Origin of the sequence: Streptomyces sp. R35, assembly GCF_041053035.1 — a bacterium.
Lineage (GTDB): Bacteria > Actinomycetota > Actinomycetes > Streptomycetales > Streptomycetaceae > Streptomyces > Streptomyces lutosisoli.
This window is the reverse complement of record NZ_CP163440.1, coordinates 4,560,673-4,586,855: the sequence shown is the minus strand read 5'-3', so window position 1 is coordinate 4,586,855 and position 26,183 is coordinate 4,560,673. Positions and strand designations below refer to the sequence as shown.

Annotated in this window: 26 protein-coding genes; 11 read left to right on the top strand and 15 right to left on the bottom strand. The window is 71.8% G+C overall.

Annotation, left to right across the window (positions count from 1 at the left end; all coding sequences use genetic code 11):
* Positions 1 to 97 precede the first annotated feature (97 nt).
* From AB5J50_RS20930 to AB5J50_RS20920, 3 genes are all read right to left on the bottom strand, one after another.
* Complete coding sequence (locus AB5J50_RS20930) at positions 98 to 820, bottom strand: carbonic anhydrase (RefSeq protein WP_369259965.1); 723 nt, start codon at positions 818 to 820, stop codon at positions 98 to 100.
* Between the two features lie 157 nt (positions 821 to 977).
* A complete protein-coding gene (locus AB5J50_RS20925) occupies positions 978 to 1,478 on the bottom strand; it encodes a cysteine dioxygenase family protein (RefSeq protein WP_369259964.1) in 501 nt (166 codons plus the stop codon).
* Complete coding sequence (locus AB5J50_RS20920) at positions 1,475 to 2,374, bottom strand: amidohydrolase (RefSeq protein ID WP_369259963.1); 900 nt, start codon at positions 2,372 to 2,374, stop codon at positions 1,475 to 1,477. The genes AB5J50_RS20925 and AB5J50_RS20920 overlap by 4 nt, the downstream gene beginning before the upstream one ends.
* 209 nt (positions 2,375 to 2,583) lie before the next feature.
* On the opposite strand from AB5J50_RS20920, the gene AB5J50_RS20915 reads away from it, so the two are divergent.
* On the top strand, positions 2,584 to 3,588 hold the full coding sequence (locus AB5J50_RS20915) for a LacI family DNA-binding transcriptional regulator (RefSeq protein ID WP_327429262.1): 1,005 nt from the start codon (positions 2,584 to 2,586) through the stop codon (positions 3,586 to 3,588).
* A gap of 112 nt (positions 3,589 to 3,700) precedes the next feature.
* Here the strand turns inward: AB5J50_RS20915 and AB5J50_RS20910 are convergent, their stop codons facing one another.
* From AB5J50_RS20910 to AB5J50_RS20890, 5 genes are all read right to left on the bottom strand, one after another.
* Positions 3,701 to 4,264, bottom strand: coding sequence for a hypothetical protein (locus AB5J50_RS20910; RefSeq protein ID WP_369259962.1), 564 nt, complete (start codon positions 4,262 to 4,264; stop codon positions 3,701 to 3,703).
* Between the two features lie 292 nt (positions 4,265 to 4,556).
* Complete coding sequence (locus tag AB5J50_RS20905) at positions 4,557 to 5,489, bottom strand: ABC transporter substrate-binding protein (RefSeq protein ID WP_369259961.1); 933 nt, start codon at positions 5,487 to 5,489, stop codon at positions 4,557 to 4,559.
* 14 nt (positions 5,490 to 5,503) lie between these two features.
* Positions 5,504 to 6,175 (bottom strand): ABC transporter permease subunit, encoded by a 672-nt coding sequence (locus AB5J50_RS20900; RefSeq protein WP_327435056.1) that lies wholly within the window; start codon positions 6,173 to 6,175, stop codon positions 5,504 to 5,506.
* Positions 6,175 to 6,816, bottom strand: a complete 642-nt coding sequence (locus AB5J50_RS20895; protein ID WP_369259960.1) for an ABC transporter permease — start codon at positions 6,814 to 6,816, stop codon at positions 6,175 to 6,177. The genes AB5J50_RS20900 and AB5J50_RS20895 overlap by 1 nt, the downstream gene beginning before the upstream one ends.
* Entirely contained in the window at positions 6,813 to 7,856 is a 1,044-nt protein-coding gene (locus AB5J50_RS20890; RefSeq protein ID WP_369259959.1) for an ABC transporter ATP-binding protein, read from the bottom strand. The genes AB5J50_RS20895 and AB5J50_RS20890 overlap by 4 nt, the downstream gene beginning before the upstream one ends.
* Positions 7,857 to 7,998: 142 nt before the next feature.
* On the opposite strand from AB5J50_RS20890, the gene AB5J50_RS20885 reads away from it, so the two are divergent.
* From AB5J50_RS20885 to AB5J50_RS20875, 3 genes are all read left to right on the top strand, one after another.
* Positions 7,999 to 9,576: an aromatic amino acid ammonia-lyase gene (locus AB5J50_RS20885; protein WP_369259958.1), complete on the top strand. Its 1,578-nt coding sequence runs from the start codon at positions 7,999 to 8,001 to the stop codon at positions 9,574 to 9,576.
* A gap of 2 nt (positions 9,577 to 9,578) precedes the next feature.
* A complete protein-coding gene (locus AB5J50_RS20880) occupies positions 9,579 to 10,457 on the top strand; it encodes a MurR/RpiR family transcriptional regulator (RefSeq protein WP_369265459.1) in 879 nt (292 codons plus the stop codon).
* Between the two features lie 146 nt (positions 10,458 to 10,603).
* Entirely contained in the window at positions 10,604 to 11,173 is a 570-nt protein-coding gene (locus AB5J50_RS20875; RefSeq protein ID WP_369259957.1) for a hypothetical protein, read from the top strand.
* A gap of 16 nt (positions 11,174 to 11,189) precedes the next feature.
* On the opposite strand, the gene AB5J50_RS20870 is transcribed toward AB5J50_RS20875, so the two are convergent.
* The 5 genes from AB5J50_RS20870 to AB5J50_RS20850 all read right to left on the bottom strand — a co-directional run bounded on the left by AB5J50_RS20870 (position 11,190) and on the right by AB5J50_RS20850 (position 15,372).
* Positions 11,190 to 11,564: a hypothetical protein gene (locus AB5J50_RS20870; protein WP_369259956.1), complete on the bottom strand. Its 375-nt coding sequence runs from the start codon at positions 11,562 to 11,564 to the stop codon at positions 11,190 to 11,192.
* Between the two features lie 14 nt (positions 11,565 to 11,578).
* Entirely contained in the window at positions 11,579 to 12,091 is a 513-nt protein-coding gene (locus AB5J50_RS20865) for a roadblock/LC7 domain-containing protein (RefSeq protein WP_369259955.1), read from the bottom strand.
* A 64-nt stretch (positions 12,092 to 12,155) separates the two neighbouring features.
* A complete protein-coding gene (locus AB5J50_RS20860) occupies positions 12,156 to 12,968 on the bottom strand; it encodes a hypothetical protein (RefSeq protein WP_369259954.1) in 813 nt (270 codons plus the stop codon).
* Complete coding sequence (locus tag AB5J50_RS20855) at positions 12,965 to 13,363, bottom strand: hypothetical protein (protein WP_369259953.1); 399 nt, start codon at positions 13,361 to 13,363, stop codon at positions 12,965 to 12,967. Before AB5J50_RS20855 ends, AB5J50_RS20860 begins: the two co-directional genes overlap by 4 nt.
* 623 nt (positions 13,364 to 13,986) lie before the next feature.
* Positions 13,987 to 15,372, bottom strand: coding sequence for a diaminopimelate decarboxylase (locus tag AB5J50_RS20850; RefSeq protein ID WP_369265458.1), 1,386 nt, complete (start codon positions 15,370 to 15,372; stop codon positions 13,987 to 13,989).
* A 185-nt stretch (positions 15,373 to 15,557) separates the two neighbouring features.
* On the opposite strand from AB5J50_RS20850, the gene hutU reads away from it, so the two are divergent.
* From hutU to hutI, 4 genes are all read left to right on the top strand, one after another.
* A complete protein-coding gene (gene hutU / locus AB5J50_RS20845; RefSeq protein WP_369259952.1) occupies positions 15,558 to 17,222 on the top strand; it encodes a urocanate hydratase in 1,665 nt (554 codons plus the stop codon).
* A gap of 173 nt (positions 17,223 to 17,395) precedes the next feature.
* Positions 17,396 to 18,604, top strand: a complete 1,209-nt coding sequence (locus AB5J50_RS20840; RefSeq protein WP_369265457.1) for an allantoate amidohydrolase — start codon at positions 17,396 to 17,398, stop codon at positions 18,602 to 18,604.
* A complete protein-coding gene (locus AB5J50_RS20835; RefSeq protein WP_369259951.1) occupies positions 18,601 to 19,935 on the top strand; it encodes a formimidoylglutamate deiminase in 1,335 nt (444 codons plus the stop codon). The genes AB5J50_RS20840 and AB5J50_RS20835 overlap by 4 nt, the downstream gene beginning before the upstream one ends.
* 65 nt (positions 19,936 to 20,000) lie before the next feature.
* Positions 20,001 to 21,197, top strand: a complete 1,197-nt coding sequence (gene hutI, locus AB5J50_RS20830) for an imidazolonepropionase (protein WP_369259950.1) — start codon at positions 20,001 to 20,003, stop codon at positions 21,195 to 21,197.
* Positions 21,198 to 21,208: 11 nt separating this feature from the next.
* Here the strand turns inward: hutI and AB5J50_RS20825 are convergent, their stop codons facing one another.
* Positions 21,209 to 22,765, bottom strand: coding sequence for a ricin-type beta-trefoil lectin domain protein (locus tag AB5J50_RS20825; RefSeq protein ID WP_369259949.1), 1,557 nt, complete (start codon positions 22,763 to 22,765; stop codon positions 21,209 to 21,211).
* A 249-nt stretch (positions 22,766 to 23,014) separates the two neighbouring features.
* Entirely contained in the window at positions 23,015 to 23,893 is an 879-nt protein-coding gene (locus AB5J50_RS20820; protein ID WP_369259948.1) for an RNA polymerase sigma factor SigF, read from the bottom strand.
* Positions 23,894 to 24,131: 238 nt separating this feature from the next.
* Between AB5J50_RS20820 and AB5J50_RS20815 the strand changes: the two genes are divergently transcribed.
* The 3 genes from AB5J50_RS20815 (at position 24,132) to AB5J50_RS20805 (ending at position 26,176) form a co-directional block, all read left to right on the top strand.
* Entirely contained in the window at positions 24,132 to 24,500 is a 369-nt protein-coding gene (locus AB5J50_RS20815) for an STAS domain-containing protein (protein WP_327435054.1), read from the top strand.
* Between the two features lie 258 nt (positions 24,501 to 24,758).
* A complete protein-coding gene (locus AB5J50_RS20810; protein ID WP_369259947.1) occupies positions 24,759 to 25,268 on the top strand; it encodes an ATP-binding protein in 510 nt (169 codons plus the stop codon).
* A gap of 206 nt (positions 25,269 to 25,474) precedes the next feature.
* Entirely contained in the window at positions 25,475 to 26,176 is a 702-nt protein-coding gene (locus AB5J50_RS20805) for an LPXTG cell wall anchor domain-containing protein (RefSeq protein ID WP_369259946.1), read from the top strand.
* The last annotated feature ends 7 nt before the right edge of the window (positions 26,177 to 26,183 follow it).

The window sequence follows — 26,183 nt, the reverse complement described above, 5'->3', positions numbered from 1 at the left end:
GGGGGGTGCGTGACTTCTTCGCGTACGGAGATGGGGGGTACCGAGATTGGGGGGTACGGAGGTGGGGGGGAGAGAGATGCGTGGCGACAAGAGGGGCTCAGGGCAGCAGACCCACCCGCCCGGTGTCGAGGTCGAACCGCGCGGCGGCGACCCGCGCCGTGGCGAACGCCGGATCGGCCCGGATCACATCGCGGACCCACGCCGTGTGGGCCCGCACGGTGTGATCGGCCCAGTCCCCGGGCAGCCCCCGGGTCCGCCGCGCGGCGGGGGCGATCTCGTCCACCAGCAGCCGGAGATGCCCCGGCACGGGCGTCCCGTCGCGCAGGTGCGCGAGCGTCGCCGCGACGGCCCCGCACCGCTCGTGCCCGAGAACCAGCACCAACGGAATGTGCAGCTCCGCCACCCCGTACTGGATGGACCCGAGCACCGCCTCGTCCAGCACCTGGCCGGCGGTCCTTATGCAGAGCAGGTCCCCGAGCCCCTGGTCGAAGACCAGCTCGGGCGGCACACGCGAGTCGATGCACCCGACGACGACCGCGAACGGGTGCTGCTCGGCGGCGAGGACATGCCGCCGGGAGCGCCCCTCGTGCGGATGACGGGAGTGCCCGGCGGCGTACCGCCGGTTGCCCGCGAGGAGTTCGGCGAGGGCCCCGCGGGCGGTCGTCGGGTGCGAGTGCGGGTGCGGATCCCGATACGGATGTGGGTCCGGATCCCGATACGGATGTGGACGTGGATGCGGTGCGGCGGCGGCCGAAGTGGTCGGGGTCGCGGTGAGCGCGGCGGTGGTCGCCGCCAGAAAGGCCCTGCGGTTCGAGGGCATGACGCTCCCTCAGGAGTTGTGCTTGTAGCGCTCATTCACCGTACGCACGCGCACATCACCCTGAGTGCCCATTTAGCGACACTTGGTTATCTCATCGCCGGATCATCGCCCCCGCGATACCGGTTCTTGATCGGGAGCCGGGGTGTGCACCCCCAGGTCAGGCGGCCGGGATGTCGAGCGGCCGCAGTTCGTCGGCGTACGAGACGGAGATCCGGCGCATCAGGCCGTCCTCGGTGATGTCGTACTGGCCGAGGCGCCACAGCGGCGGCGAGTACGCGTGGATGGAGACCGCGTCGTCGGTGGCGCCGGTGAGGCGGTGGATGTGCTCGGGTCCGAAGCAGAACGACTCGCCCGCGCCGACGGTGACGGACAGATGGCTGCCGCCGATGCGCGGGTTGGACTCGTTCAGCGCGCCCTGGACGACGGCGACCGCGCCGGAGGAGATGTCGTGGTCGTGCCAGCCGGTGTCGTTCTGCCGGGTCCAGCAGAGCAGCCAGACGTCGACGTACTCGTCGCGGTAGAGCGACGCGTAGTGCCGCTCCTCGTCGGAGAAGGCGACCTGTGCGCGCCAGAGTTCGGGGCGGGCGGCGAGGTCGTCGGTGAGCGCCTGGAGCTCGCGCTTGTCGAGGGTGCGGTCCGGCAGGGCCTCGTACGTCATGGGGTGGCTCCCTTCAGCAGGCGGGCGGGGTTGGCGGTGCGCAGGGCGTGGGTGGCGGCGTCCGCGCCGAGGTCGGGGATGACGGGGAGTGCGTAGGGGCGGTCGCTGCCGCTGACGACCACGTCGATGCCGACGGCCCGGACGAGCGCGTCGACGGCGCGTGTTCCGTAGGACGAGGTCTCGTAGAAGGCGTCGAAGTCGACCTCACCGCGCCCTCCGCCACGGGCCGCGAGCCGCTCGCCGTGCAGCGGGGCCAGGCCCGCGAGGGCCGCGAAACAGACGCGCAGGCGCTGGTGCCGGGCACGGCCGAAGGCGCGGAAGGCGAACCAGGACGCGTGCATCTGGTGGAGGTACGGCACCAGGGCGGGCCACCACGGCGGGGCGTCGGGGGTGGGCGGGGCGGCGCCGGGGTGGATGAAGAGCGGCTTGTCATGGCCGGTGTCGGTGAGGACGTCGAGAAGCGGGGCGCAGCGCTCCCAGCCGGCCGCGTCGAGCAGTGCGGTGGCGGGGAGCTGGAGGCCCGCGCAGCCACGGCTCAGTTCGCGCGAGACCGCCTCGGGGTCCGGTGCCGACAGACAGGGCGAGGCCCAGACGCCGAAGGGCGCGGGGAGGGCGAGGGCACCGTCGTGGAAGGCGGTGAGCAGCGGGGCGGCTTCGGCGGGCGGCAGGTATTCGATGCCGAGCGGGCTGGAGAGCGAGACGAGGGCCAGGTCGAGGCCGTCGGAGGCCGCGAGGCGGGTGCGGGCCGCGATGTCGTGGTCGGCCGGGTCCACCTCGTACGGCGGCTCGCCCGCCAGGTGCAGGGTCCAGCCGTCGAGGTACGGCGGTGCGGTGCGGGCGCGCAGCAGCTCGACGAAGGCGGGCGGCCAGATGTGCTGGTGGACGTCGGTGGGCACGCGGCGGTCCTCGGGGCGGGAGGCGGGGTTGGGGGGGTGGGGTGAGGTCGAGGGGCGGGTCGGGCGATAGTTAACCGCTTCACTTATGCGGTTAACTTAAGCGGTTAACAAGCCGATCTGTCAACCGTGTGGCTATGGCAATGACCGTGGCAGGGAGTGGACGGCGCCGCGTGCCCACAATGCGGACGGGTCCCGGTAGGCTTCCCGGCATGGCCAGGCCCAACAAGCGCACCACCCTCCGGGAGGTGGCCGAGGCCACGGGCCTCTCCACCGCCGCCGTCTCCTATGCCCTGCGCGGCAAGCACGTCTCGAAGGAGACCGAGGAGCGGGTACGCAAGGCCGCCGCCGAACTCGGCTACGAGGCCGACCCCATCGCCCGCGCCCTCGCCAGCGGCCGCACCAGCATGGTCGGCGTCCTCGCGGGCGACCTCCAGGACCTCTGGCAGCAGCAGCTGATGGCCGCCATCGGCCGGGAACTGCTGGCCGGCGACCGCTACGCGCTGATCCTGGACGCGGGCGGCGACCCCGACCGCGAACTGGTCCTCGCCAAGCAACTGCGCGACCAGCGTGTCGACGCGCTGCTGGTGTCCCCCGTCAACCCCTCGGCGGAGGGCTGGGCCGCCATCGCCGACGCGCTCCCGGTGGTGGCCGTCGGCGACTCGCTGAGCGCGGCCCGCACGGCCGGACAGGTCATCTTCGACAACAGGGCCGGCATCGACGCCGTACTGGAGTACCTCCACGGCCTCGGCCACCGCCGCGTGACCGTACTGACCCCGACCCGGCCCAGCACACCCGACCGCCCCGCCGACGTATACGTCCGCGAGGCCGCCGACCGCCTCGGGCTGCACGCCGAACTGGTCCCCTGCCCCCAGGAGTTGGGCGAGGCGACGGTCGTGGCCCGCCGCGTCCTGGACGGGGCGCGGCCCGCGACCGCCGTCTTCTGCTTCTCCGATTCACTGGCGTACGGGGTGTACGCCGCCGCCGCCGAGGCCTCGCTGGAAGTGGGCCGCGATGTCTCCGTGGTCGGCTTCGACGACCACCCGGTGTCGAGGGTGCTTACGCCTCCGTTGACCACGGTCGACTGGGGGTTGGCCGAGATCGCCGCGGAGGCGGCTCGGTTGACCGTCGCGGCGATCGAGGGGAAGCGGGTGCGGAAGAAGAGGATTCTTTGCGCGCCTCGGATGAGTGAGCGGGGGTCGGCGGTGCGGGTGTGACCCGTCGGCAGGCGCCCGCGTGCCTGCCGCGGCCCCACGCACAACCACGAAGCCGGAAACGCCGGCCCGATTGCGGCGGGCCGGGATCTTTCCTGTGCTCCGGGCGGCGCGGTCACCACTCGTCGTGGTCGCCGATCACCCGGAAGCTGCCCACGACGCCATCGTCACCGAACACGCCCCAATGGACCGTACGGGTCACCACGCCATGGGTGGCGCCGTGGGGACCCACGGTGGCGACCGGACCGCCGTGGTCACAGGCGAAGCCGCGGAAGATTTCGACAGTCTTCCGGCTGTCATTGAAAACACTGAAGCTACTGGAGCCCAGTCCGCTGGCCGCAGTGATGCAGCCCTCAGCGGCGGCGGAGTACGTACGTTCGTTGAAGTAGATCCTTCCCTCTTCCCTATGGCCGTAGCCGCGTCCGCCGCCCTCGCGGTCGCGGCCCTCGTCCTTCTTCCCGCTTGCACTGCCGCCGCCCGAGGGAGCCGCGGCAGGGGCGGCTCGTTGGACAGGCGGGGCCGCCCGTTGGGCGGACGGGGCCGCCCGTTGGACAGGCGAGGCCGCCCGGTGGGCGGACGGGGACGCCGGGGCGGATCCGGCGGTCGAGGCGTAGGTGATACCGATGGCCGCAAGGGCCGCCGCGCCTACTCCGGCAGCGGCCACAGCAAAGGTGCGCATGGGCATGTCGCTTCTCTCTGTCTCACGGACGTCGGCCGGGCGACCGATCTGCGACGAACGTAACGACAGCCCTCATAGCTGTCATTTCGGACATGCCTCAGGTGTGACACCACGAGTCCAGCCGGGTGGAAACGCGGCACTCACTGCATACCGGTGAAACATCTGCACCTCGCAAGGTGCCTGCACGTGCACCCCTTCGCGCAACCGGGGGCTCCGACCCCCGGAGGAACCCCAGCGCATCCACGTTTGCGGCGCATGCTCACGTCGCGTGAACCGCCTGGCATTTCACCGCTCACGCCAGCTTCTTCCCCTTCAGCCAAGCCGCAGCGACCTCGTCCGGGTCCTTCTTGTCCTTGTCCACCAGGCGGTTGAGCTTGGTGAGTTCCTCCGAGGTGAGGACGTTGCCGAGGGTGGCGAGGGCCTTGCGGACCTTGGCGTCGGCCTTGCGGGAGGCGATGAGGGGGACGATGTGCTGGGACGGGATCAGGTTCAGGGGGTCGGTGAGGACCACCCAGCCGTTCTCGATGACGTCGACGTCCGTGGTGAAGACGTTGGCGACGTCGATGTCGCCCTTCTTCAGGGCGCCCTTGACCAGCGGGCCGGAGGAGTCGAGGGACTTGAACTCCTTGAACTCCACGCCGTAGCGGTCCTTGAGGCCTACGACGCCGACGACGCGCTTCTTCATCTCGGCGGCGGCGCCCAGGATCAGCTTGCCGTTGGCCTTGCGCAGGTCGGCGAGGGAGGTGAGGCCGTACTTGTCGGCGGTCTCCTTGGTGACGGCGAAGCTGTCGCGGTCCTCGGCGGCGGCGTACGGGAGGACTTCGAGGCCGCTGGGCAGCACGGTGGTCAGCGTGTTCTGCATCGCGCCCGCCTCCGTGTCCGTGGCCTTCTCGTCCAAGTAGAGGAGGAGGCTGCCCTGGTACTCGGGGAGCAGGTCGATGTCGCCGCCCTTGAGCGCGGGGACGACGATCTCGCGCGACCCGAGGTTGGGGCGGACCTTGGTCTTGATGCCCGCGGCGCCCAGGACACCCGCGTACAGGTAGCCGAGTATCTGGTTCTCGGTGAAGTTGGCGGTGCCGATGGTCACGCCGCCGGCGCTGGATCCGGAGCCGCCGCTGTCCGCGCTGCCGGAGCCGTCGAGCGAGGTGATGCCGCTGCCGCAGGCGGCGAGGGCGGGGACGGAGGCGGCGGCGAAGAGGCCGCCGAGCAGGGTCCTACGGTTCATGGTTCTTCGGCTCCTCAGTGGGCTGCGGTACGGCGGTGGCGGAAGAGGTAGCGCTGGAGTCCGGCCAGCGCCAGGTCGAGTACGACGGCGACGATCGCGACCAGGGCCGCGCCGCCGAGAACCTGGACGAGGTCGCGCTGGGCCAGGCCGTCGAAGACGTACCGGCCGAGGCCCCCGAAACTGACGTACGCGGCGATCGTGGCGGTGGACACCACCTGGATCAGGGAGAGCCGCAGGCCCGTCATGATCAGGGGGAGGGCCAGCGGGATCTCCACCTGGAACAGGACCTGGTGGCCGCGCATGCCTTGCCCCCGCGCCGCGTCCTTCACCTCCGGGTCCACCGCGCTCATGCCCGCGTAGGTGTTGGTGACGATGGCAGGTACGGCGAGGACCACAAGGGCCACGTACACCGACCACAGGGACAGGCCGCTGACCAGGAAGACCAGGACCACCAGGCCGACCGTGGGGAGCGCGCGGCCGAAGGACGCGAGGTTGATGGCCAGGAACGCGCCCTTGCCGGTGTGGCCGATCAGCAGGCCCAGCGGGAGCGCGATGGCGGCCGCTATGAGCGTGGCGAAGAGGGAGTACTCCAGGTGCTCGGCCAGGCGGTGCGCTATGCCGTCCGTGCCCGACCACTGGTCGCCGCTGATCAGCCAGCTGCCGAGGTTCTTGAAGAGTTCGTACATCAGGCTCGCCGCCTCGTCCACGGGGTGAGTACGTACTGGATCGCGACCAGCAGCGCGTCCGCGACCAGGGCAAGGAGCAGGGTCAGGACGACACCGGCGATGACCGGGGTCGGGAAGTCGCGCTGGAAGCCGTCGGTGAAGAGCTGGCCGAGGCCGCCGTCGCCGATGTAGGTCGCCACGGAGACCAGGGAGATCGACATGACCGTGGCGATCCGGACTCCCGCCATGATCACCGGGAGGGCGAGGGGGAGTTCGACGGTCAGGAGGGTGCGCAGGGGGCGGGTGCCCATCGCCTTAGCCGCCTCCTTGGTCTTCGCGGGGACCGAGTCGAGGCCCTCGACCGTGTTCCGCAGGAGGACGACCAGGGAGTAGACCGTCAGGCCGATGACCGTCGTGGTGCGGGTGAGACCGCTCACCGGCAGCAGGAGTACGAAGATCGCGATCGACGGGATCGTGAACAGGACGTTCGAGAGGCCGAGGAGGAAGCCGCGCAGCGGGCGGACCCGGTGGGCGACGACGGCCAGGGGGAGCGAGATCAGCAGGCCGAAGAAGACTGCCGAGAGGGCGGCCTGGAGGTGGGAGAAGGTGAGCGTGGTGAGGTCGTCCGTGTGGTCGCCTATCCACGACCAGTCGATGGTCATGCGGGCACGCTCGCTTCCGTGTGGGCACGGCCCGCCTGCTCGTGGATGTCGTCCCGGGACGAGACACCGGTGAGGACTCCGGCCGCGTCGACCCGGGCGATCAGGCCGGTGGGGGAGGCGATCGACTCGTTGAGGGCCGCCAGCAGGGAGTCGCTGTCCTTCAGCGGCCGTACGGGGAGTTCTGCGCCCTTCGAGGACTTCGACGCCCAGTGCAGCGGCTTGCGGGCCTCGTCGAGGACGAGGGTCCAGGCGCCGCCCTCGGGGGCCGGGCCCTGCGGGAGGTCCGCGAGGGACTTCAGCGAGAGCAGCTTGAGGCCGCGCTCGGCGCCGAGGAAGTCCGCCACGAAGTCGTCCGCCGGGTGGGCCAGCAGCTCCGCGGGCGTCGCGCACTGCACCAGATGGCCGCCGGTGCGGAAGATCGCGATCTGGTCGCCGAGTCGTACCGCCTCGTCGATGTCGTGCGTGACGAAGACGATGGTCTTGCTCAACTCCTTCTGGAGACGAAGGAGTTCGTCCTGGAGCTGGGTGCGCACGACCGGGTCGACCGCGCCGAAGGGCTCGTCCATGAGAAGGACGGGCGGGTCGGCGGCGAGCGCGCGGGCGACGCCGACGCGCTGCTGCTGGCCGCCGGAGAGCTGGTGCGGGTACCGCTTCCCGGCGTCGGCGGCCAGGCCGACGGTCTCCAGGAGCTCGGCCGCCCTCGCCCGCGCCTTCTTGCGGCCCCAGCCGAGGAGGAGCGGCACGGTGGCGATGTTGTCGAGCACCGTGCGGTGCGGGAAGAGCCCCGACTGCTGGATGACGTAACCGATGGAACGGCGCAGTTCGGCCGCGTCCTGTTCCAGGACGTCCTTGCCGCCGACCCGGATGGTGCCGGAGGTCGGATCGACCATCCGGTTGATCATCCTGAGGGTGGTCGTCTTACCGCAACCGGAAGATCCGACGAGGACGGTCACGCCGCCTTCTGGCATCTCCAGGGAGAGGTCGTGGACGGCCGTCGTGCCGTTCGGGAAGCGCTTGTGGACCGTATCGAACTGGATCATGAGGTGTCCCTTGCCCGGTCTGCATATCGTCATGCAGAGTTCTCTGTACCTGAATAGGTTGTCAACGGTTCGGTGTTAATCGCCGGTTACTTATGACCGCCAGGCAAGATCGAATGTCCGGTGTGAGGGGAGTTTGGGCGCTATGTCGTCTCGGATTGTGGACGCAGCGAATGCGGTGACACCCCCGGCGTCGGTCGGTCTAGTGGTCCTTGACGGACACAGCACCGGGGTCGAGGACGTCGTACGGCTCGCCGACGGGGCCGCGCGGCCGGTGCCGGGCACCGATGCGATGAAGCGGGTCGAGGAGTCCTGGGACGCGGCCCGGCAGATCGCCGCGACCGGCCGCGTCTACGGCCGCTCCACCGGCGTCGGCGCCAACCGGAACGAGGACGTGCCCACCGAGGCCGCCGCGGGGCACGGCCTGCGGCTGCTGCGCAGCCACGCCGGCGCCATCGGTGAGGAGCTCCCCGCCCGCCAGGTCCGGGCGATGCTCGCCGTCCGCGCCAACCAGCTCCTCGCGGGCGGCGCGGGCCTGCGTCCCACCGTCGTGACGGCGCTGTGCGAGGCGCTGGAGGCGGGGGTGTATCCCGTCGTGAACGAGTTCGGGTCCGTGGGCACTGGCGACATCGCGGCGCTGGCGCAGGTCGGCCTTGCGTTGGTGGGTGAGCATCCCTGGCGGGGGCCGGAGGGCGGGCGCTCCCTCGCGGACCTCGCCCTGGAGGGCGGGCGTTCCCCGCAGGACCTCGCCCCCGAGCCCCAGGCCCTCGACAACAACGACGCCCTCGCGCTCATCAGCAGCAATGCGCTCACCCTCGGGCAGGCGGCGCTCGCGCTGCATGAGCTGCGCGGGCTCATCGGGGCCACCCAGGTCGTCGCCGCGCTGTCGCTGCTGGCCGTCGACGGGTCGCACGAGGCTTACGCGGCGCCTGTGCACGCCGCCCGCCCGCACAAGGGCTCGACCGAAGTGGCCCGACGGATGCGGGAGTTGATCGGCGCGGCGGACCGGCCGACGCCGCCGCTCGGGCGGATCCAGGACCCGTACGGCTTCCGGTGCGTCCCGCAGATCCACGGCCCGGCGCACGACGCCGCGGACGCGCTCGAAGGGGTCCTCACCGTCGAGATCAACGCCGCCGCCGAGAACCCCCTCATCTCCCCCGAGGACATGGCCGCGTACCACCACGGCGGCTTCTACCAAGCCCAACTCGCTCTCGCCCTCGACCACTTCAGGCTGGCGGTCACCCAGGTGGCGCGCCTGTCGACCTCGCGGCTCTCCACCCTCAACGAACCCGCCTACACCCGGCTGCGCCCCTTCCTCGCCGACCACGAGCCCGCCTCGTCCGGCGTGATGATCCTGGAGTACGCCGCCGCTGCCGCCCTCGGCGATCTGCGGGCCTTCTCCGCACCCGCCTCGCTCGGGCACGCTGTACTCTCCCGGGGCGTCGAGGAGCAGGCGAGCTTCGCCTCGCTCGCCGCACGTCAGACACTGCGGGCGTGCGGTGCGTACCGTCTCGTCGTCGGCTGTGAACTGGTGGCCGCCGTACGGGCGCTGCGCCAGCGCGACCTGCGGCCCGAGCCGGAACTGCCGGCCGGCCGCGCGCTGGAGCTGGCCGAGTCGGTCCTCGAACCGGACCAGGCCGACCGCCCGCTCACGGACGACGTGACGGCGGCGGCCGCACTGCTCGACCGGTTCACGGACATCTGGAGGGGGAGCGCGTCATGAGCATGGACAGGAGCACGGGCGTGGACGGGGACAGGGACATGGGCGTGACGGACAGTCCCGCCGCGCGGCTTCAGGCGCTCTTCGAGGGGCACCGGCTGACGCCGACCCAGCGGCGCATCGCGCACAGCATGGTGCGGCGCGCCGCCGACGTGCCGTTCCTGTCCAGCGTCGAGCTGGCCGAGCTCGCCGGGGTCAGCCAGCCCTCGGTCACCCGCTTCGCGGTCGCCCTCGGCTTCGACGGCTATCCCGCGCTGCGCAAGCACCTGCGTGAGGTCGCGCCCGCCGAACCGGCCGTGGACACCGCCTCGTACAACGAGTACCAGCAGGCCGTCGAGGCCGAGATCGAGAACCTGAAGCATCTCGCGGAGGTGCTCGCCGACCCGCGCCCGGTCGCCAGGGCGGGCCGGCTGCTCGCGGCGTCCCGCCCCCTCCCGGTGCTCGGCCTGCGGGCCGCGGCCTCCCAGGCGTACGGCTTCGCGTACTTCGCCGCCAAGGTCCACCCCGACGTACGCCTGCTGCACGAGAGCGGCACGATGCTCCAGGACCGTATCGACGCGGCGGTCCGGGCCGGGGCGAGCGCCCTGCTGTGCTTCGCCCTGCCCCGGCACCCGCGCGAGGTCGTGGAGTCGCTGGCGTACGCGAAGGAGGCCGGGCTGACCGTCGTCACGGTCGCGGACTCCGCCTTCGCGCCGGTGGCGAAGGTGTCGGACCTGCTGCTCCCCGCCGCCGTCGGCACCGGCCTCGCCTTCGACACGGCCTGTGCCCCGATGCTGCTGGGCCGCGTCCTGCTGGAGGCGATGTGCGACGACCTGCCGGACGCGCAGGCACGGCTGGAGGAGTTCGACGTGCGGGCCGCCGCGCGGGGCCTGTTCGTGGAGTAGTCACCCTGAGGTGGAGCGGCGGTGCTTCTCAGACTCGTCTCACCTTCCCTCGCTAGCGTGCGCGCCCGAAGATACTGAAAGCGCTGAAAGCGCTGAGAACGCTGAAAGCGCTGAGAACGCTGAGAACGCTGGACGGGAGGCGGAACGTGGCGCGCGGAGGGCAGGGGCTGGCTCGGGTGGCCGTCGTCGTGAGGGCCGGGGCGGCCCCACTGTGGTGGTTCGGGGTGTTCGCGGCCGGGATCGGAGTGCTGGTGCCGGGGCTGACCGGGCGCCGGATCGGGGTCATGGCCGGGGCCGTGCTGTTCATCGTCACGGCCGCCGTGGTGGCGTACTGGCACAGGAAGCGGTACGCCGCCCTGGTCCGCTCCGCCGCCCGGGCCGGCAAGCACGACGTTCTCCAGGACCGCGCCGTGACGGTACGCAACTGGCGCCGGGGCCACCGCTGGTGGCTCGTCCTCGCCTCCCTGGCCGCGCTGGCCAGCTCGTTCGCGCTGCCCGCCGCGGGCGGCATGATGCTCGCCGGTGCGGGCGTCGGCCTGTGGCTGAAGGCCGGCTGGCTCGGGCGCCGCGAACGCGCCGAGCAGGCGCTGATCTGGGTGCGCGTCGACTGGCTCGGCCGGCGCGCGGGCGCCCCTGCGGGCAAGCCGGTCAAGGCCTGCCGGGCCACCGGTGTCTCGGCAGGCGACGCCGCGCCCGGCGGAGCGCGGCGCCGCTGACGGCGGCTGGTGTCGGCTACACCTCCAGGTCCGCCTCGATCCTGCGCAACTGGTGGCGGGCCATCGCCAGGTTGGAACGCTTGACGTCGAGCACCAGATACAGGAACAGGCCGTTGCCGCCGCGCCCCTTGATCAGCCTGATCAGGTGGTACTGGTCGCTCAGCGTGATCAGGATGTCCTCGATCTCGCCCTTCAGTCCCAGGTGTTCCATGGTGCGCAGCTTCGCGCGTACGACGTCGGTGTTGCCGGCCGCCGCGACGGTGAGGTCGAAGCTCTTGCTGCCGCCGATCGTGCCCAGCGCCATTCCGCTGGTGTAGTCGACGAGAGCGGCTCCGGTCGCGCCCTCGATGGATGCGAGCGCCTCTTTGAGCGCGGTTTCGGTGTTGGCCATGGTGCCGGTTCCTTTCAACTTTCCGATGTGGTGGGGGTGTTGGGGGTCTGGGTGGTGGCGCGGGAACTTGCCGTGCCGCGCGCCGTGCGGGTACGTGAGGGTGGGGAGGCGGCCTTCGCGGGAGCCCGCGCCGGGGCGACCGGTTCGCCGCGCGCCGTCGCGGCGTCCACGAGCTCGCCGATCCGGGTGCCGGAGCGACGCCCCTCCAGGTGCAGCCGGCCGACGTTGACCCGGTCCTGGGCCAGCAGCGTCAGCACGGCGGAGGCACCCGCCGCGTACGTCGCGACATAGCCGTGGACGCCGCGCACCAGCAGCTCGCGGAAGTCGCCCTGCTCGGTGGCGTCCGCCATCCGTACGGCGACGCCCAGCGCGGCCGCGGTGAGCGCGGCCAGGCCGTCCGGCTCCACGCCGGGGGTGTCGTGGGCGAGCACCAGACCGTCGGCGCTGGCCGCGAGCGCCCCGGTCAGCTGGGGCACTCGGGCCCTCAGCCGGTGCAGTTCGTCGAGGACTTCGGGCTCCGCCGCCATCAGCAGTCTCCTCTCGGCACGCTGTCGTAGCGCGCGGATCACAAGGCCTCCCGCGGGTTGGGGCTCACAGCGCCTCCAGTGCGTCTCTGAGTCGCCGCAGCAACGCGACGTCGGGATCGGTGGAGGACTGCGTGAGCACACGGGGCAGGGAAGGCGGCTCGGCCGGGGGTGCCGCCGTCACGAGCCCGGCGGCTGCCAGTCGTCGCAGCTCGACCAGGGTGTGGAACGCGGGCCGCCCCAGCGCGAGCGAGACGTCCGCCGCGGTGCGCACACCGTCCACCCGGCCGAGGACGGCTTCCTGGCGCAGCGGGACCGGCGGCCCGGCGGCGAGCCGGGAGCGCATCAGCGGTGCGGTGTCGGTCGCCGGGTCGGGCCATATGCGGTGCAGCAGCTCGCGGCGGCGTACGGTCTCGCGCTCCAGGGCGGCCACCGGCACCGGGCGCACGGGGCCGAGCCAGTGCGCCGCCCCGTACCGGAAGCGGGTCGGGGTGCTGCTCGGCCCGAGCACGAAGTACGCCGCGTCGTACAGCGAGCCGAGGTGGCACAGCTCCAGTGCGCCCTCCGCGATCCGGCCGCTGTCGACCAGGAAGCGGCCGACCTCGCGGCGCGCCCCGGCCGCGGCGACGGCCTCCCGCCACACCTCGGCGTCCAGCACTCCCCGGGCGGCGAACAGCGCCTCCAGCCCCGGAGTGGCGGGGCTCTCGGCGTGCACCACGTCGCCGTCGGCGAGGTAGAGCGTGCCGCGCTCGCGCATCAGGACGCCGGTGGCCCGCTCGGCGGCGAGCCGGCTGAGCATCGGCGAGACGCCGCCGGCGGGGTCCGCCGCTCTGTCCCGGACCGGGAGCCGGGGCGGGGGAGGTGTTCTGACCGTCGTCATACCAACACCAGCCGTCCGGCCAGCTCGCCGAGCCGGATGCGGGCCAGCGCGAGATTACCGTCCGCGCGGGCCAGCCACAGATGCAGGAACACACTGCTGTCGAAGGTCGTCCGCACGAACCGCAGCAGGTGGTAGCTGTCCCGGTTGCTGATGATCAGGTCCTCGACCGGTGTCTCCCACTCGGACCAGCCGGAGCCGTCGGCCGGGGCGAACGCGCGGTGTTCGGCGGCGAGCCGGGCGAGCTCGGCGGCCTCCGCCGCGGTCGTCTCGTGATCACCGCCCGGCGCTTCCCCGACGGTGCCCAGGGCCAGGCCGCTGGTCCAGTCGACCACCGCGGCACCCCGGGCACCGGGCAGTGTCATGGCTTCCAGTAGGCACTCGTCGATTCCGGGCACCGTGTCTCCCCTCCCACCAAGGGTTCGGCCGAGTGACGCCGAAGTTACGCAACGTGTGCGCGAGGGATGAGGGTTCTGGCATTTTCCTGTGGAACATGCCCGCGGTGACTAAGGTGGGTCAACTGACCATATTTTCTGGCTTGTTGGAGCCGCTTCGAAGGCTTGTCGGGGGGTGCGCGGGGGCGCGCAAAGGTGTGCGGGGGCGCTCGGAGGCGCGGCGGGCGCCACCGGTCCTGCGGGGTGAGTGCGGATCGGTGGGGTGCGCGAACGGGAATGCGGGCAAACGGGCTCGCGCGGCTCGCCGGGGACGGGCGAAAGCCCGCAGAGCGCCGGTCCGGCGGAGACCGAGGCCTCGCGGGAGCCGGTCCGGCGGAGGCCGAGGCCCCGAGGGAGTCGTCCGTCGGAGGTCGAGGCCCTGCGGGAGGCGGTCTGTCGGAGGTCGGGGCCCTGCGGGAGTCGTCCGTCGGGGAGCGAAGGGTGCGCCGGTCCGCCGGAGGCCGAAGGCTCGTGGGAGTTGGTCCGCCCGAGGCCGACGCCCCACGGGAGCCGGTCAGCCGGAGGGTGAAGGCCCGTGGGACCCGGTCCGGCGGGGCGAAGCCCAGGGCGCGCCCGTCTGGCGGAGGCTAAAGCCCCGTCAGTGCCGACGGCTGTGCCCCGCCCGACTCCGCGACGATCTCGTCGAGGGTCTGCGGCTCCCGTGCGACCGCGAAGCGCACCCCGCCCTCCCCGTCCGGTGCGAAGCCGTAAATGCTCGGCCGGGCAAGGGAGTTGTACGCGTAGTGGTGGGCGAAGTAGTACGCGCCGGTGTCCAGCGCGGCCGCGTAGTCGCCCGGTTCGAGCAGGGGCAGCGCGCGCCCCTCGGCGAGCAGGTCGCCCGCGAAGCAGGCGGGGCCCGCGATGTCCTGGACGACGTCCGGTCCCGCCTTGGGCCGGCCCTTCGCGTCGTACGCGGCGATCCGCAGTGGCCAGGACGCGGGCGCGTACACCGTGCGGGCCGCCACCTGCACGCCCGCGTGCGTGACCGCGACCGCCCGGCCCCCGGCGGACTTCGTGTACTCGACCCGTGCGAGCACCGTCCCGTGCTTGGCGAGCAGCGACCGCCCGAACTCGGTGACCAGCCCGTACCGCCCGTCGAAGAGCCCGGGCACCGACTCGGCGAGCAGCCGCGCGTACTGCGCGTACGTCGGGCCCGTCGCCTCCGAGCCGAAGTTCACCGGCAGCCCGCCGCCGATGTCGATCGTGTCGACCTGCCGCCGCCCGAGCCGCCGGTTGATCTCCTCGGCCAGCGCGTACGTCTCCGCCACGCCCTGCGCCATCAGCGAGAGCGGCATGCCCTGCGACCCGGTGTGCGCATGCAGCCGGGTCAGCCACGGGCGGTCTGCGTACGCCCCGACGATCCACTCCCGCGCGCCTTCGTCCCGCAGCGCGACGCCGAACTTGGAGGTTGCCGTGGCGGTGGACAGCGCTTCGATGGAACCCCCGCCGACCTGCGGGTTCACCCGGATTCCGAGGGGGGAGCGGGTGTTCGCGGACCGCACCAGGCCGTCGATGCGGTCCAGCTCCTGCGGATTGTCCGCGTTGACCGCGATCCCCAGCGCCAGCGCCTCACGCAGTTCGGCGGGGGTCTTGGCGGGGGAGTCGAGCACGGTGCGGGCCGGCGGTACCCCGGCGGCCCGGGCGAGGGCGAGCTCCCCGGCGCTCGCCACCTCCGCGCCGATGCCCTGCTCGTGCAGCAGCCGCAGGACGGGCACGAGCGGGGTCGCCTTCACCGCGAAGGCGTGCAGCACGGGGGTGCCGGGAGCGGTCACCGTGGCGAAGGCGGCCCGCAGGGAGGCCGCCGAGGCCCGGATGCCGGGGACGTCGAGGAGCGCGACGATGGGGGTTCCCGGCCCGAGGAGCCCTTGCTCCAAGGCGGCCCGGACGGCTTCGTCGCGCCGGGCGACGCGGTCGGAGCCCTCCTCGTCCAAGCCGTGCGAAGACACCCCGGACCTGCCCGCCGCGTCGCCCATCGGATCCCCCGTCCTGTCCCTGTCTGCGCCCATACATCCCAGCCAAACACCCGCGACGTGGCCGCGCTGGCCCATGCAGCTATTGACTAGCTCTATTCAAGAAGTCAGGATGTGAATAGCTACTGCAACACTCCGAACACTCCGCTGCACCGTCAGCCGGAACGAGTCCGCACAGGAGGCAGACCATGTCAGGACCCCGCCCCGTACGAGCGCCGCGCGGTACGGAACTGAGCGCCCTGGGATGGCAGCAGGAAGCCGCCCTGCGGATGCTGCAGAACAACCTCGACCCCGAGGTCGCCGAGCACCCCGACAAGCTCGTCGTCTACGGCGGCACCGGCAAGGCCGCCCGCGACTGGCGCTCCTTCGACGCCATGGTCCGCACGCTGCGCACCCTGAAGCAGGACGAGACGATGCTCGTCCAGTCCGGCCGCCCCGTCGGCGTCATGCAGACCCACGAGTGGGCCCCGCGCGTCCTCATCGCCAACTCCAACCTGGTCGGCGACTGGGCGAACTGGGAGGAGTTCCGCCGCCTGGAGGCCCTCGGCCTCACCATGTACGGCCAGATGACCGCCGGTTCCTGGATCTACATCGGCACGCAGGGCATCCTCCAGGGCACCTACGAGACCTTCTCCGCCGTCGCCGCCAAGAAGTTCAACGGCACGCTCGCGGGCACCATCACCCTGACCGCCGGTCTCGGCGGCATGGGCGGCGCCCAGCCGCTCGCCGTGACGATGAACGACGGCGTCGCGATCTGTATCGACGTCGACCCGCGCGCCATCGAGCGCCGCATCGAGCACCGCTACCTCGACGTCAAGGCCGACAACCTGCGGCACGCGCTGGAGCTGGCCGTCGAGGCGCGCGATGCCCGCAAGCCGCTCTCCATCGGCCTGCTCGGCAACGCGGCCGAGCTGCTCCCGCAGATGCTGGCCGAGGGCGCCCCCATCGACATCGTGACCGACCAGACCTCGGCCCACGACCCGCTGGCCTACCTCCCCATCGGCATCGACTTCGACGACATGGCCGACGCTGCTGCCAAGGACCCGGCGGGCTTCACCACCCGCGCCCGTGAGTCCATGGCCAAGCATGTCGAGGCGATGGTCGGCTTCATGGACGCCGGCGCCGAGGTCTTCGACTACGGCAACTCGATCCGCGGCGAGGCCCAGCTCGCCGGGTACGAGCGGGCGTTCGCCTTCCCCGGCTTCGTCCCCGCCTACATCCGCCCCCTCTTCTGCGAGGGCAAGGGCCCCTTCCGCTGGGCGGCCCTGTCCGGCGAGGCCTCCGACATCGCCAAGACCGACAAGGCGATCCTCGACCTCTTCCCGGAGAACGAGTCCCTGCACCGCTGGATCAAGATGGCCGGCGAGCGCGTCCACTTCCAGGGCCTGCCCGCCCGCATCTGTTGGCTCGGCTACGGCGAGCGCGACAAGGCCGGCGAACGCTTCAACGACATGGTGGCCTCCGGCGAGCTGGCCGCCCCGCTGGTCATCGGCCGCGATCACCTCGACTCGGGCTCCGTCGCCTCCCCGTACCGCGAGACCGAAGCCATGCTCGACGGCTCCGACGCGATCGCCGACTGGCCGCTGCTCAACGCCATGGTCAACGTGGCCTCCGGCGCGTCCTGGGTCTCCATCCACCACGGCGGCGGCGTCGGCATGGGGCGCTCCATCCACGCCGGCCAGGTCTCCGTCGCCGACGGCACCGCACTCGCCGGCGAGAAGCTGCGCCGGGTGCTGACGAACGACCCGGGCATGGGCGTCATCCGGCACGTCGACGCCGGGTACGACATCGCGGAGTCGGTCGCCGATGAGCGCGGCGTGCGCGTGCCGATGCGCGAGGGCGGCGACGCGTGACCCTTACGGGAGATGAGCGGGGCGGCAGCCGTCCGGCCGGGGCGGATGTCTCGTCGCCGGGTGCGGGTGCGGGTGCGGGTGTGGCTGCGGCTGCGGCTGTGTCCACCCGTTCCGCACTGCGGAACGGCGGCCCACAGCCTGTACCGGCCGCGGCCGGCAGCTCCTTCCACGAGATGTGGCGCGAGCTGCTCCCCATCGGCAGGCACTCCGACTCCGGTGGCTACCGCCGCTTCGCCTGGACGGCCGCCGATACCGAATGCCGGGCCTGGTTCGAGGACCAGGCCCGGGCCCGCGGGCTGACCTACGAACTGGACCGCAACGGGAACCAGTGGGCCTGGCTCGGGGACCCCGCCGAAGGGGACGCCGTCGTCACGGGGTCGCATCTGGACTCCGTGCCGGACGGCGGGGCGTTCGACGGGCCCCTCGGGGTCGTGTCGTCCTTCGCCGCGCTGGACGAACTGCGCGCCCGGCAGGTGGAGTTCACCCGGCCCCTCGCCATCGTGAACTTCGGTGACGAGGAGGGCGCCCGGTTCGGGCTGGCCTGCGTCGGGTCGCGGCTCGCCGCCGGACAGCTCACCGTCGAACAGGCGCACCGGCTCACGGACGGCGACGGCGTCACGCTGCCGCAGGCCATGGAGCGCGCCGGGTACGACCCCGACACCATCGGCCCGGACCCCGAGCGGCTCGGCCGGATCGGCGCCTTCGTGGAGCTGCACGTCGAGCAGGGGCGCGCCCTCGACCTGAGCGGCGACCAGGTCGGCATCGCGAGCGCCATCTGGCCGCACGGCCGCTGGCGGTTCGACTTCCGGGGCGAGGCCAACCACGCGGGCACCACCCGGCTCGTGGACCGCCGCGACCCGATGCTGTCGTACGCGGAGACGGTGCTGGCCGCCCGCCGCGAGGCCCAACTCGCGGGCGCCGTGGCCACCTTCGGCAAGATCTCCGTCGAGCCGAACGGTGTGAACGCCATCCCCTCCCTCGTCCGCGGCTGGCTCGACTCCCGCGCCGCCGACCAGTCGACCCTCGACACGGTCGTCACCGGCGTCGAGAAGGCGGCCCGCGAGTACGCGGAGGCGCACGGCGTCGAACTCGACGTCGTCCGCGAGTCGTTCACGCCCGTCGTGGAGTTCGAGCACGCCCTGCGCGACGAGCTCGCCCGCATCCTGGGCAAGGACAAGCACGCGGGACTCACGGTCCCCGTTCTGGGCACGGGTGCCGGACACGACGCCGGAATCCTCTCCGGCACCGTCCCGACCGCCATGCTGTTCGTACGCAACCCCACGGGTGTCTCGCACTCCCCGGCCGAGTACGCCGCCGAGGACGACTGCGTGGCCGGGGTGACCGCACTCGCCGACGTACTCGAAGGGCTGGCCTGCAGGTGACGCAGACGTACTGGCTGGAACACGCCTGGCTCGACACCCACGTCGAGCCGGGCGTGGCCCTGGAGGTGGCGGACGGCCGCATCACCGCCGTCCGCACGGGCGTCGACACCCCGCCCCCGGGCGCCGAGATCCTCCGCGGACTCACCCTCCCCGGGCTCGCGAACGCCCACTCGCACGCCTTCCACCGCGCCCTGCGCGGCACGGTCCAGGTCGGCTCCGGGACCTTCTGGACCTGGCGCGAGATCATGTACTCCTTCGCGGACCGGCTGACCCCTCAGACGTACCACGCGCTCGCGCGCGCCGTGTACGCCGAGATGGCGCTGGCCGGCGTGACGGCCGTCGGCGAGTTCCACTATGTGCACCACGCCCCGGGCGGCACCCAGTACGCCGACCCCAACGCGATGGGTGAGGCGCTGATCGCCGCCGCAGCCGAGGCCGGAATCCGTATCACCCTCCTCGACACCGCCTATCTCTCCGCCGGCTTCGGCCAGCCGCCGAACCAGCACCAGCTGCGCTTCTCCGACGGCACGGCCGACGCCTGGGCGGAACGCTGTTCAGTTCTCAAGGACCGGGATCACGCACGGATCGGTGCGGCCATTCACTCCGTACGGGCCGTGCCCGCGGGGCAGTTGGCGACGGTCGCGCGCTGGGCCGAGGAGCGGCGGGCCCCGCTGCATGTGCATCTGTCCGAGCAGACGGCGGAGAACGACGCCTGCCAGGCCACGCACGGCTGCACGCCCACCCGGCTGCTCGCCGACCACGGTGTTCTCGGCCCCCGCACGACGGGCGTCCACAACACGCACCTCACGGACGAGGACATCGCCCTGATCGGCGGCTCCGGCACGGGCACGTGCATGTGCCCGACGACGGAGCGGGATCTGGCGGACGGCATCGGCCCCGCAGTCGCTCTCCAGAAAGCGGGCTCGCCGCTCTCCCTCGGCTCCGACAGTCACGCCGTCATCGACCTTCTCGAAGAGGCCCGCGCGATGGAGCTGAACGAGCGCCTGCGCACCCGCACCCGCGGTCACTGGACGGCGGCCGCCCTGCTGCGCGCCGCCTCCGCCGACGGCCACGCGGCCCTGGGCTGGGACGAGGCGGGCATCCTGGAGCCGGGCGCGCTCGCCGACTTCACGACGATCGCCCTCGACTCCGTCAGAACAGCGGGACCGCTGCCGCGCCTCGGTGCCGAGACGGCCGTATTCGCCGCGACGGGAACCGACGTACGCCATACGGTCGTGGCAGGCCGGCACGTCGTACGCGACGGCGAGCACACCCTCGTACCGCAGGTGCCGACAGCTCTCGCGGACGCCATCGACGCCCTGCGCGCCTGACGCCCAGCAGCACGCCCGCGCGGCTCACCCCCGCCCGCCGCAGCCCGAGCCCCCACGAGGACGCCATGAGCAGCAGGACCAGCACGACCGGCACGAACACGCTCATCACCAACATCGCCAGCCTGGTCACCAACGATCCCTCCCTCGGTGACGGATCCCCCCTTGGTCTGATCCAGAACGCGGCCGTCGTCATCGACGGCGACCGCATCGCGTGGACCGGTGAGAAAAGCAAAGCACCCGCCACTGACAATCAGGTCGACGCCGGTGGCCGCGCGGTGATCCCGGGCTTCGTCGACTCCCACTCGCACCTCGTCTTCGCGGGCGACCGCACCCAGGAGTTCAACGCCCGTATGTCGGGGCGCGGCTACACGGCGGGCGGCATTCGTACGACGGTGGCGGCGACGCGAGCGGCGAGTGACGAGGACCTGGAGCGCAACCTCGTCCACTACCTCGGCGAAGCCCTCCGCCAGGGCACCACCACCTTCGAGACCAAGTCCGGTTACGGCCTCACCGTCGAGGACGAGGCCCGCGCCCTGCGCATCGCGGCCGCCCACACCGACGAGGTCACCTACCTCGGCGCGCACATCGTCTCGCCCGACTACGCCGACGACCCGGCCGGGTACGTGGCCCTGGTGACCGGCCAGATGCTCGACGCCTGTGTCCCACACGCCCGTTGGATCGACGTCTTCTGCGAGAAGGGCGCCTTCGACGGCGACCAGGCCCGCGCGATCCTCACCGCCGGCAAGGCGAAGGGCCTGCACCCGCGCGTCCACGCCAACCAGCTCTCCTACGGCCCCGGTGTCCAGCTCGCCGTCGAACTCGACGCGGCCAGCGCCGACCACTGCACGCACCTGACGGACGCCGACGTGGACGCGCTGGCGAGCGGCAACACCGTGGCGACGCTGCTCCCCGGCGCCGAGTTCTCCACCCGCGCCGAATGGCCCGACGCCCGCCGTCTCCTCGACGCGGGCGTGACCGTCGCCCTGTCCACCGACTGCAACCCGGGCTCGTCCTTCACCTCGTCCGTCCCGTTCTGCATCGCGCTGGCGGTACGAGACATGCGGATGACGCCGGACGAGGCGATCTGGTCGGCGACGGCGGGCGGCGCGGCGGCTCTGCGGCGCGACGACATCGGCCGTCTGACGCCCGGCGCCTACGCCGACCTGGCCTTCCTCGACGCCCCGAGCCATGTGCACCTGGCGTACCGGCCGGGGGTGCCGCTGGTGTCGCAGGTGTGGCGGCGCGGAGTCCCGGTCGGGTAGGCGGGGTCACGTCACGCGGCGGAGCCCGCCCGCCACCGCTGGTCGTCCCGCCCCTGGTCATAGGCGAGCACGAGCCCGTCGCCGTAGGGCGTGACCACGTGGTCCGGGTCGATCTCCGGGCGGATCTCGCCGCGGGAGTCGACCGTGAAGCGCAGGTTCTGGCCGTTGGAGCCGTAGACCGAGCTGCACTCCCAGATGCCGACGCCCCGGTCAGTGGAGCCGCGGCTGTCGAGGCAGAAGTCCGGGTCGGCGTACGACTGGAGGACGCCGCGGCCGGAGTCGACGCGCCACATCTGGGTGCGGGACGAGGTGCAGCGGGCCGTGATGACGTCCGTGCCCAGGTCCATGACGCCGTCGCGGATGTCCAGGCAGAGGCCCGAGCCGGCGTTCACCACCTGGGCGAAGGTGCCGTTCGGGGGGTGCGGGGCGGTGTGTGTCGGCGAGGGCTTCGGCGTCTTCGAGGGCGTGGGGGACGGGGACGGCTTCGACGTGTGTGTGGGCGAGGGGGGCTTGGACGTGGCCGACGGCGACGGGGTCGGCGTGACCGAGACCGTCGCGGTCACCGTCACCGGGGGCGGCGCCTGCGGAGTGCGGACCACCCCGGCCGTCCGCGCGGGCTCCGAACCGCCCGACATCAGCAGGAACAGCAGCAGCGGCGTCAGCGCGACGCCGAGTGCGGCCGAGGCGAGGACGACGCGCCGCGAGGGCAGCCAGGCCCAGCCGGCCGCCGGCTCACGGGGAGTCCGGGTCTCGGCGCCCGTCATGACGTACGCCGCCCCGCCCCACGGCAGCAGCCCCTCCGCCAGCGCCTCGCGCGGGGTGTCCCGCAGGGCGCCCAGCTCCTCGTACGCGGCGGCGCAGTGCCCGCAGTGCGCCATGTGGGCGTGCAGGTCGGCGCTGTAGCGGGGGTTCTCGGGGTGCGCCGCCTCCTCGATCAGCCGGCGGAAGTCCTGGCAGCGGGGGTTGCCCGAGCGGGCGAGGCGGGCCTTCAGACAGGCCTGACGCAGGGTCTGGAAGGCGGGCTCCTTGCCGTACCTCACGTCCTGGGGTGTGGCGCCGAGCAGCATCGCGGTCCTGGCGTCGGGTTCCTCGTCGACGACGCCGTACCAGACCAGTCCCTGTATGCGGGTCGGCAGCGCCTGGAACGCGTCGAGCATCGCCGGGTCGTGTCCTTCGGGGCCCGCCTCGGCGAGGTGGGTGAGCAGGCCCGGGTCCAGGCGGCTGCCGCGCTCGTCCATCGCCCAGGAAGCGGCCACCTGCCCTGCCAGGAGGAGCAGTTGGTGCCGCCAAGGCCCCCTGGGATCGATGCCCCGCGCCGTGTCGCGCGCCGCGAGGGCGAACGCCTGCGCCGTGAGCTGCCGGGCGGCGGTCTCGTCCGCGGTGCACAGCCGGGCGTACGTGAGGACCGCGGGCCGGTGGCGCCCGCGCAGTTCGCGCAGCGCCGGATACGCGGTCGGAGTGTCGGCACGCAACAGTTCGGTGAGCTGAGCGTCGGACGCCGTGGCGTGTATGCCGCCCTCGGTCCCTGCGTCCTCGTCCTCAGCGTCGGTCCGGCCGGCCCCAGCCATTCCCGTGCCTCCTCGCACTCGCATCCCCGTCGCTCTGCCGGCCGGAGCCTTGAGCTACCGGCGGGTATGGGGGTGCCCCATAGTGATGGAGGTGAACCTGTGGGAAAAGGGGTTTCCGGGAGTAACCCGGCCTGATGCCAAGCTGTGATTGCGTCCGAGGCCCATCCGCAACTGCGTCCGGCGCCCCGGCGATTGGGGCACCGGACGCGGTCGACGGCCTACGGCCGGCTCACAACTGACGTACGGCTGTCACTCCTCGACGGTCAAACCCCTCCGCAGCCGCACCAGCGTCCGCGACAGCAGCCGCGACACATGCATCTGCGAGATGCCGAGTTCGTCGCCGATCTCGGACTGGGTCATGTTGGCGACGAAGCGCAGAGCGAGGATCTTCCGGTCGCGCGGCGGGAGTTCGGCGATCAGGGGCTTCAGGGACTCGACGTACTCGATGCCTTCGATCCCGTGGTCCTCGTAGCCGATGCGGTCCGCGAGCGCGCCCTCGGAGTCGTCCTCCTCGGGCTGGGCGTCCAGTGAACTGGCCGTGTAGGCGTTCGACGCCGCCATGCCCTCGACGACCTCGTCGTTGGTGATGCCGAGGCGCTCCGCCAACTCGCCCACCGTCGGGGCGCGATCCAGCCGCTGGGCGAGTTCGTCGCCGGCCTTGGCCAGGTCGAGGCGGAGTTCCTGCAGTCTGCGCGGTACGCGCACGGACCACGAGGTGTCGCGGAAGAAGCGCTTGATCTCGCCGACGATCGTCGGCATCGCGAAGGTGGGGAATTCGACGCCGCGGCTCAGCTCGAAGCGGTCGATCGCCTTGATCAGGCCGATGGTGCCGACCTGGATGATGTCCTCCATCGGCTCGCTGCGGGAGCGGAAGCGGGAGGCGGCGAACTTGACCAGCGCGAGGTTGAGTTCGACGAGCGTGTTGCGGACGTACGCGTACTCGTGGGTGCCCTCTTCGAGGGACTCCAGCCGCTCGAAGAGTGTCTTGGACAGGGCCCGTGCGTCCACCGGCCCCACCTCGTCGTACGGGGGAATCTCCGGGAGCCCCTCAAGTCCTTCCGGAGAGGGTGTCGACGTCGCCGTCTGGGTCTGCGATGCGTCGAGCCGGGGTGACATGGTGTCCTCCATCGTTCTCGGCATATGGCCGCCGATGCCAATGCGTGCGCTGCGGTGTGCGGCGCCTCCGAAGCCGGTCGTGGTGAATAGGTGTCTCTACTAGCCCTACCCGCTTTCGCGGCGCCGCCGCAAGTGCGATGTGTGGCGAAATGTCCGTTTGTAGGCGGTTGTTCGGGTGTCGGGGTGTGTGAGGAAGGCGTAGTGTTCGAGGGCGTACACCAGCAGTCGCGACGCTCGGGAGATGGACGGCATGGACCGCGGGACGGTCGGCAGCGCACAGTCGGGCCGGCTTCTTGTCGAGGTGCGGGAAGAGGGCTCAAGCGCCGTCGTGACCCCCGCGGGTGAGTTGGATCACTACACGGCCGATGTGTTGCGTGAGCCACTCGACGACTGCCTGGAAAAAGGGTTCGCCCGCCTGGTCGTCGACTGTTCGCGCCTCGAGTTCTGTGATTCCACCGGGCTCAATGTGCTGCTCGGCGCCCGGCTGAAGGCCGAGGCCGCGGGTGGCGGGGTCCATCTGACCGGGATGCAGCCGGTGGTGGCCCGCGTCTTCGAGATCACCGGGGTGGACGCCGTCTTCACCGTCCACGAGACGCTCGAAGCGGCCCTGGCCGACTGAGCGGCCCCGGCCGCTCACCCCTCCGCCGCGGCTGCGCCCCGGCTGCCCCTGTGCGATCCGCGCGTTGCTCGCGTTACTCGCGTCACATGTTCCGTGCCGAAACGTGGGTGTTCGCACGGTTCGGTCGGGCAGGAGACATCCTGAATATGTCGGCAGCGCATGTGTCGACAGCCCAGGCGGCGAACGCGCCGTCGATCCATACGTACTGAGTGTCGAGTCTTGAATCATGAACTGGTGAATCGGTGAGGTGAAGCGCTGATGAGCACCACCCGGCCTTACTCGCCGGACGACCGCGGCCCGGAGCCGGGCGACGGCGCCGCCGACGTACCCTCCGCCGCCCCCGACGTACCCTCAGCCGGCCGCCAGGCCCGCAGGTTGAGCTTCGACGGCGCGAGCGGTGTCGTACCGCTCGCCCGCGACTTCGCCCGTCAGGCGCTGTACGCGTGGGGCTGGCTGCCCGCCGCGAGCGCCGACCGGCGGGCCGCCGCCGAGGACGTCCTGCTGGTGGTCTCCGAACTCGTCACCAACGCCTGTCTGCACGCCGAGGGCCCGGAAGAGCTCTGGATCGCCTGCGACAGCAAGGTGCTGCGCGTCGAGGTCTCCGACCGGGGTGCCGGCCAGCCCGCCCCGCGCACCCCGCACCGCGCCGGACGCCCCGGCGGCCACGGGATGTTCATCGTGCAGCGGCTGTGCCTCGACTGGGGGGTCGTACGGACTCCGGGGGTCGCGGGCAAGACCGTGTGGGCGGAACTCGGGGCACCCGCGTAGCCCCACGTAACTCCTACCAGGGGTTACCCCTGGTTCGACCAGCGTTCGAATCTCTCTTCGTACGTCATCGTATGCGCGCCGGATCTCCTCAGATCCGGCGCGCACTTTGTCTTCCCTCCACAAGTGACCGGGCGTACTTTGAGCGCCCAATCTGATGTGCCGTCAGTAAATGCCGTCAGTTATTTCGGCGACGAGGGGACTTCGAGGTGTCGTACCGGACGTACCAGAAACGAACCGCCGCGCTCGCGTCCGCCGCGGCCCTGGCCGGCTCGGCGGTGCTGATGGCCGCCCCCGCCGCCCAGGCCGCCGTGGTGAACGTCAACTACCAGTGCAAGACGCCGATCGGCGACAAGAGCGCCGTCTCGCCCATCGACATCAAGGGCGTCAAGAGCGGCAGCGGCTACAAGCTCACCATGTCCTGGCAGAAGGGCGTCTCCTCCAGCCCGGTCGAGCTGGGCAAGGGTGCGATGAAGCCGAGCGCCGTCATCAAGCTGGGCGGCGCCGACAGTGGCACGGTGGCAATGAGCGGACCGGCCAACGCGGCCGCGATCCCCGCCAACACCCCCATCAAAATCAGTGACTTGAGCGGCACGTACACGCCGAAGAAGTCCGGCAAGGTCACCTTCACCGCGGGCGTGCTCACCATCAAGGCGCTCGGTACGACGACCACGTGCACCCCCTCGAACAGCCCCAAGCCCTCGCTGACCCTCGACGTCACGGCCGCGAGCGGCGGTTCGGGCTCGTCGACGGGCGGGACCCAGAGCGGCTCGGACTCCGGCGGCCAGCTCCCGCAGACCGGCCCCGAGGACTCGGCGATCGCCCTCGGCACGCTCGGCGGCACGGTACTGCTCGCGGGCGCGGCGGGCGTCCTGTGGCTGACGCGGAGGCATCAGGCGGCACGCCGCTGAGATCTCC

What these genes read in the sequence shown, in the direction of transcription:
- AB5J50_RS20925 (WP_369259964.1), bottom strand. Translation starts at nt 1,478, where the DNA reads ATGACGTACGAGGCCCTGCCGGACCGCACCCTCGACAAGCGCGAGCTC.
- AB5J50_RS20895 (WP_369259960.1), bottom strand. Translation starts at nt 6,816, where the DNA reads ATGACCATCGACTGGTCGTGGATAGGCGACCACACGGACGACCTCACC.
- AB5J50_RS20865 (WP_369259955.1), bottom strand. Translation starts at nt 12,091, where the DNA reads ATGGCGGCGGAGCCCGAAGTCCTCGACGAACTGCACCGGCTGAGGGCC.
- AB5J50_RS20910 (WP_369259962.1), bottom strand. Translation starts at nt 4,264, where the DNA reads ATGCGCACCTTTGCTGTGGCCGCTGCCGGAGTAGGCGCGGCGGCCCTT.
- AB5J50_RS20840 (WP_369265457.1), top strand. Translation starts at nt 17,396, where the DNA reads ATGTGGCGCGAGCTGCTCCCCATCGGCAGGCACTCCGACTCCGGTGGC.
- AB5J50_RS20850 (WP_369265458.1), bottom strand. Translation starts at nt 15,372, where the DNA reads ATGGGCGACGCGGCGGGCAGGTCCGGGGTGTCTTCGCACGGCTTGGAC.
- AB5J50_RS20885 (WP_369259958.1), top strand. Translation starts at nt 7,999, where the DNA reads ATGTCGTCTCGGATTGTGGACGCAGCGAATGCGGTGACACCCCCGGCG.
- AB5J50_RS20870 (WP_369259956.1), bottom strand. Translation starts at nt 11,564, where the DNA reads ATGGCCAACACCGAAACCGCGCTCAAAGAGGCGCTCGCATCCATCGAG.
- AB5J50_RS20900 (WP_327435056.1), bottom strand. Translation starts at nt 6,175, where the DNA reads ATGTACGAACTCTTCAAGAACCTCGGCAGCTGGCTGATCAGCGGCGAC.
- AB5J50_RS20890 (WP_369259959.1), bottom strand. Translation starts at nt 7,856, where the DNA reads ATGATCCAGTTCGATACGGTCCACAAGCGCTTCCCGAACGGCACGACG.
- AB5J50_RS20810 (WP_369259947.1), top strand. Translation starts at nt 24,759, where the DNA reads ATGAGCACCACCCGGCCTTACTCGCCGGACGACCGCGGCCCGGAGCCG.
- AB5J50_RS20930 (WP_369259965.1), bottom strand. Translation starts at nt 820, where the DNA reads ATGCCCTCGAACCGCAGGGCCTTTCTGGCGGCGACCACCGCCGCGCTC.
- AB5J50_RS20915 (WP_327429262.1), top strand. Translation starts at nt 2,584, where the DNA reads ATGGCCAGGCCCAACAAGCGCACCACCCTCCGGGAGGTGGCCGAGGCC.
- AB5J50_RS20815 (WP_327435054.1), top strand. Translation starts at nt 24,132, where the DNA reads ATGGACCGCGGGACGGTCGGCAGCGCACAGTCGGGCCGGCTTCTTGTC.
- AB5J50_RS20880 (WP_369265459.1), top strand. Translation starts at nt 9,579, where the DNA reads ATGGACAGGAGCACGGGCGTGGACGGGGACAGGGACATGGGCGTGACG.
- AB5J50_RS20860 (WP_369259954.1), bottom strand. Translation starts at nt 12,968, where the DNA reads ATGACGACGGTCAGAACACCTCCCCCGCCCCGGCTCCCGGTCCGGGAC.
- AB5J50_RS20825 (WP_369259949.1), bottom strand. Translation starts at nt 22,765, where the DNA reads ATGGCTGGGGCCGGCCGGACCGACGCTGAGGACGAGGACGCAGGGACC.
- AB5J50_RS20820 (WP_369259948.1), bottom strand. Translation starts at nt 23,893, where the DNA reads ATGGAGGACACCATGTCACCCCGGCTCGACGCATCGCAGACCCAGACG.
- AB5J50_RS20905 (WP_369259961.1), bottom strand. Translation starts at nt 5,489, where the DNA reads ATGAACCGTAGGACCCTGCTCGGCGGCCTCTTCGCCGCCGCCTCCGTC.
- hutI (WP_369259950.1), top strand. Translation starts at nt 20,001, where the DNA reads ATGAGCAGCAGGACCAGCACGACCGGCACGAACACGCTCATCACCAAC.
- hutU (WP_369259952.1), top strand. Translation starts at nt 15,558, where the DNA reads ATGTCAGGACCCCGCCCCGTACGAGCGCCGCGCGGTACGGAACTGAGC.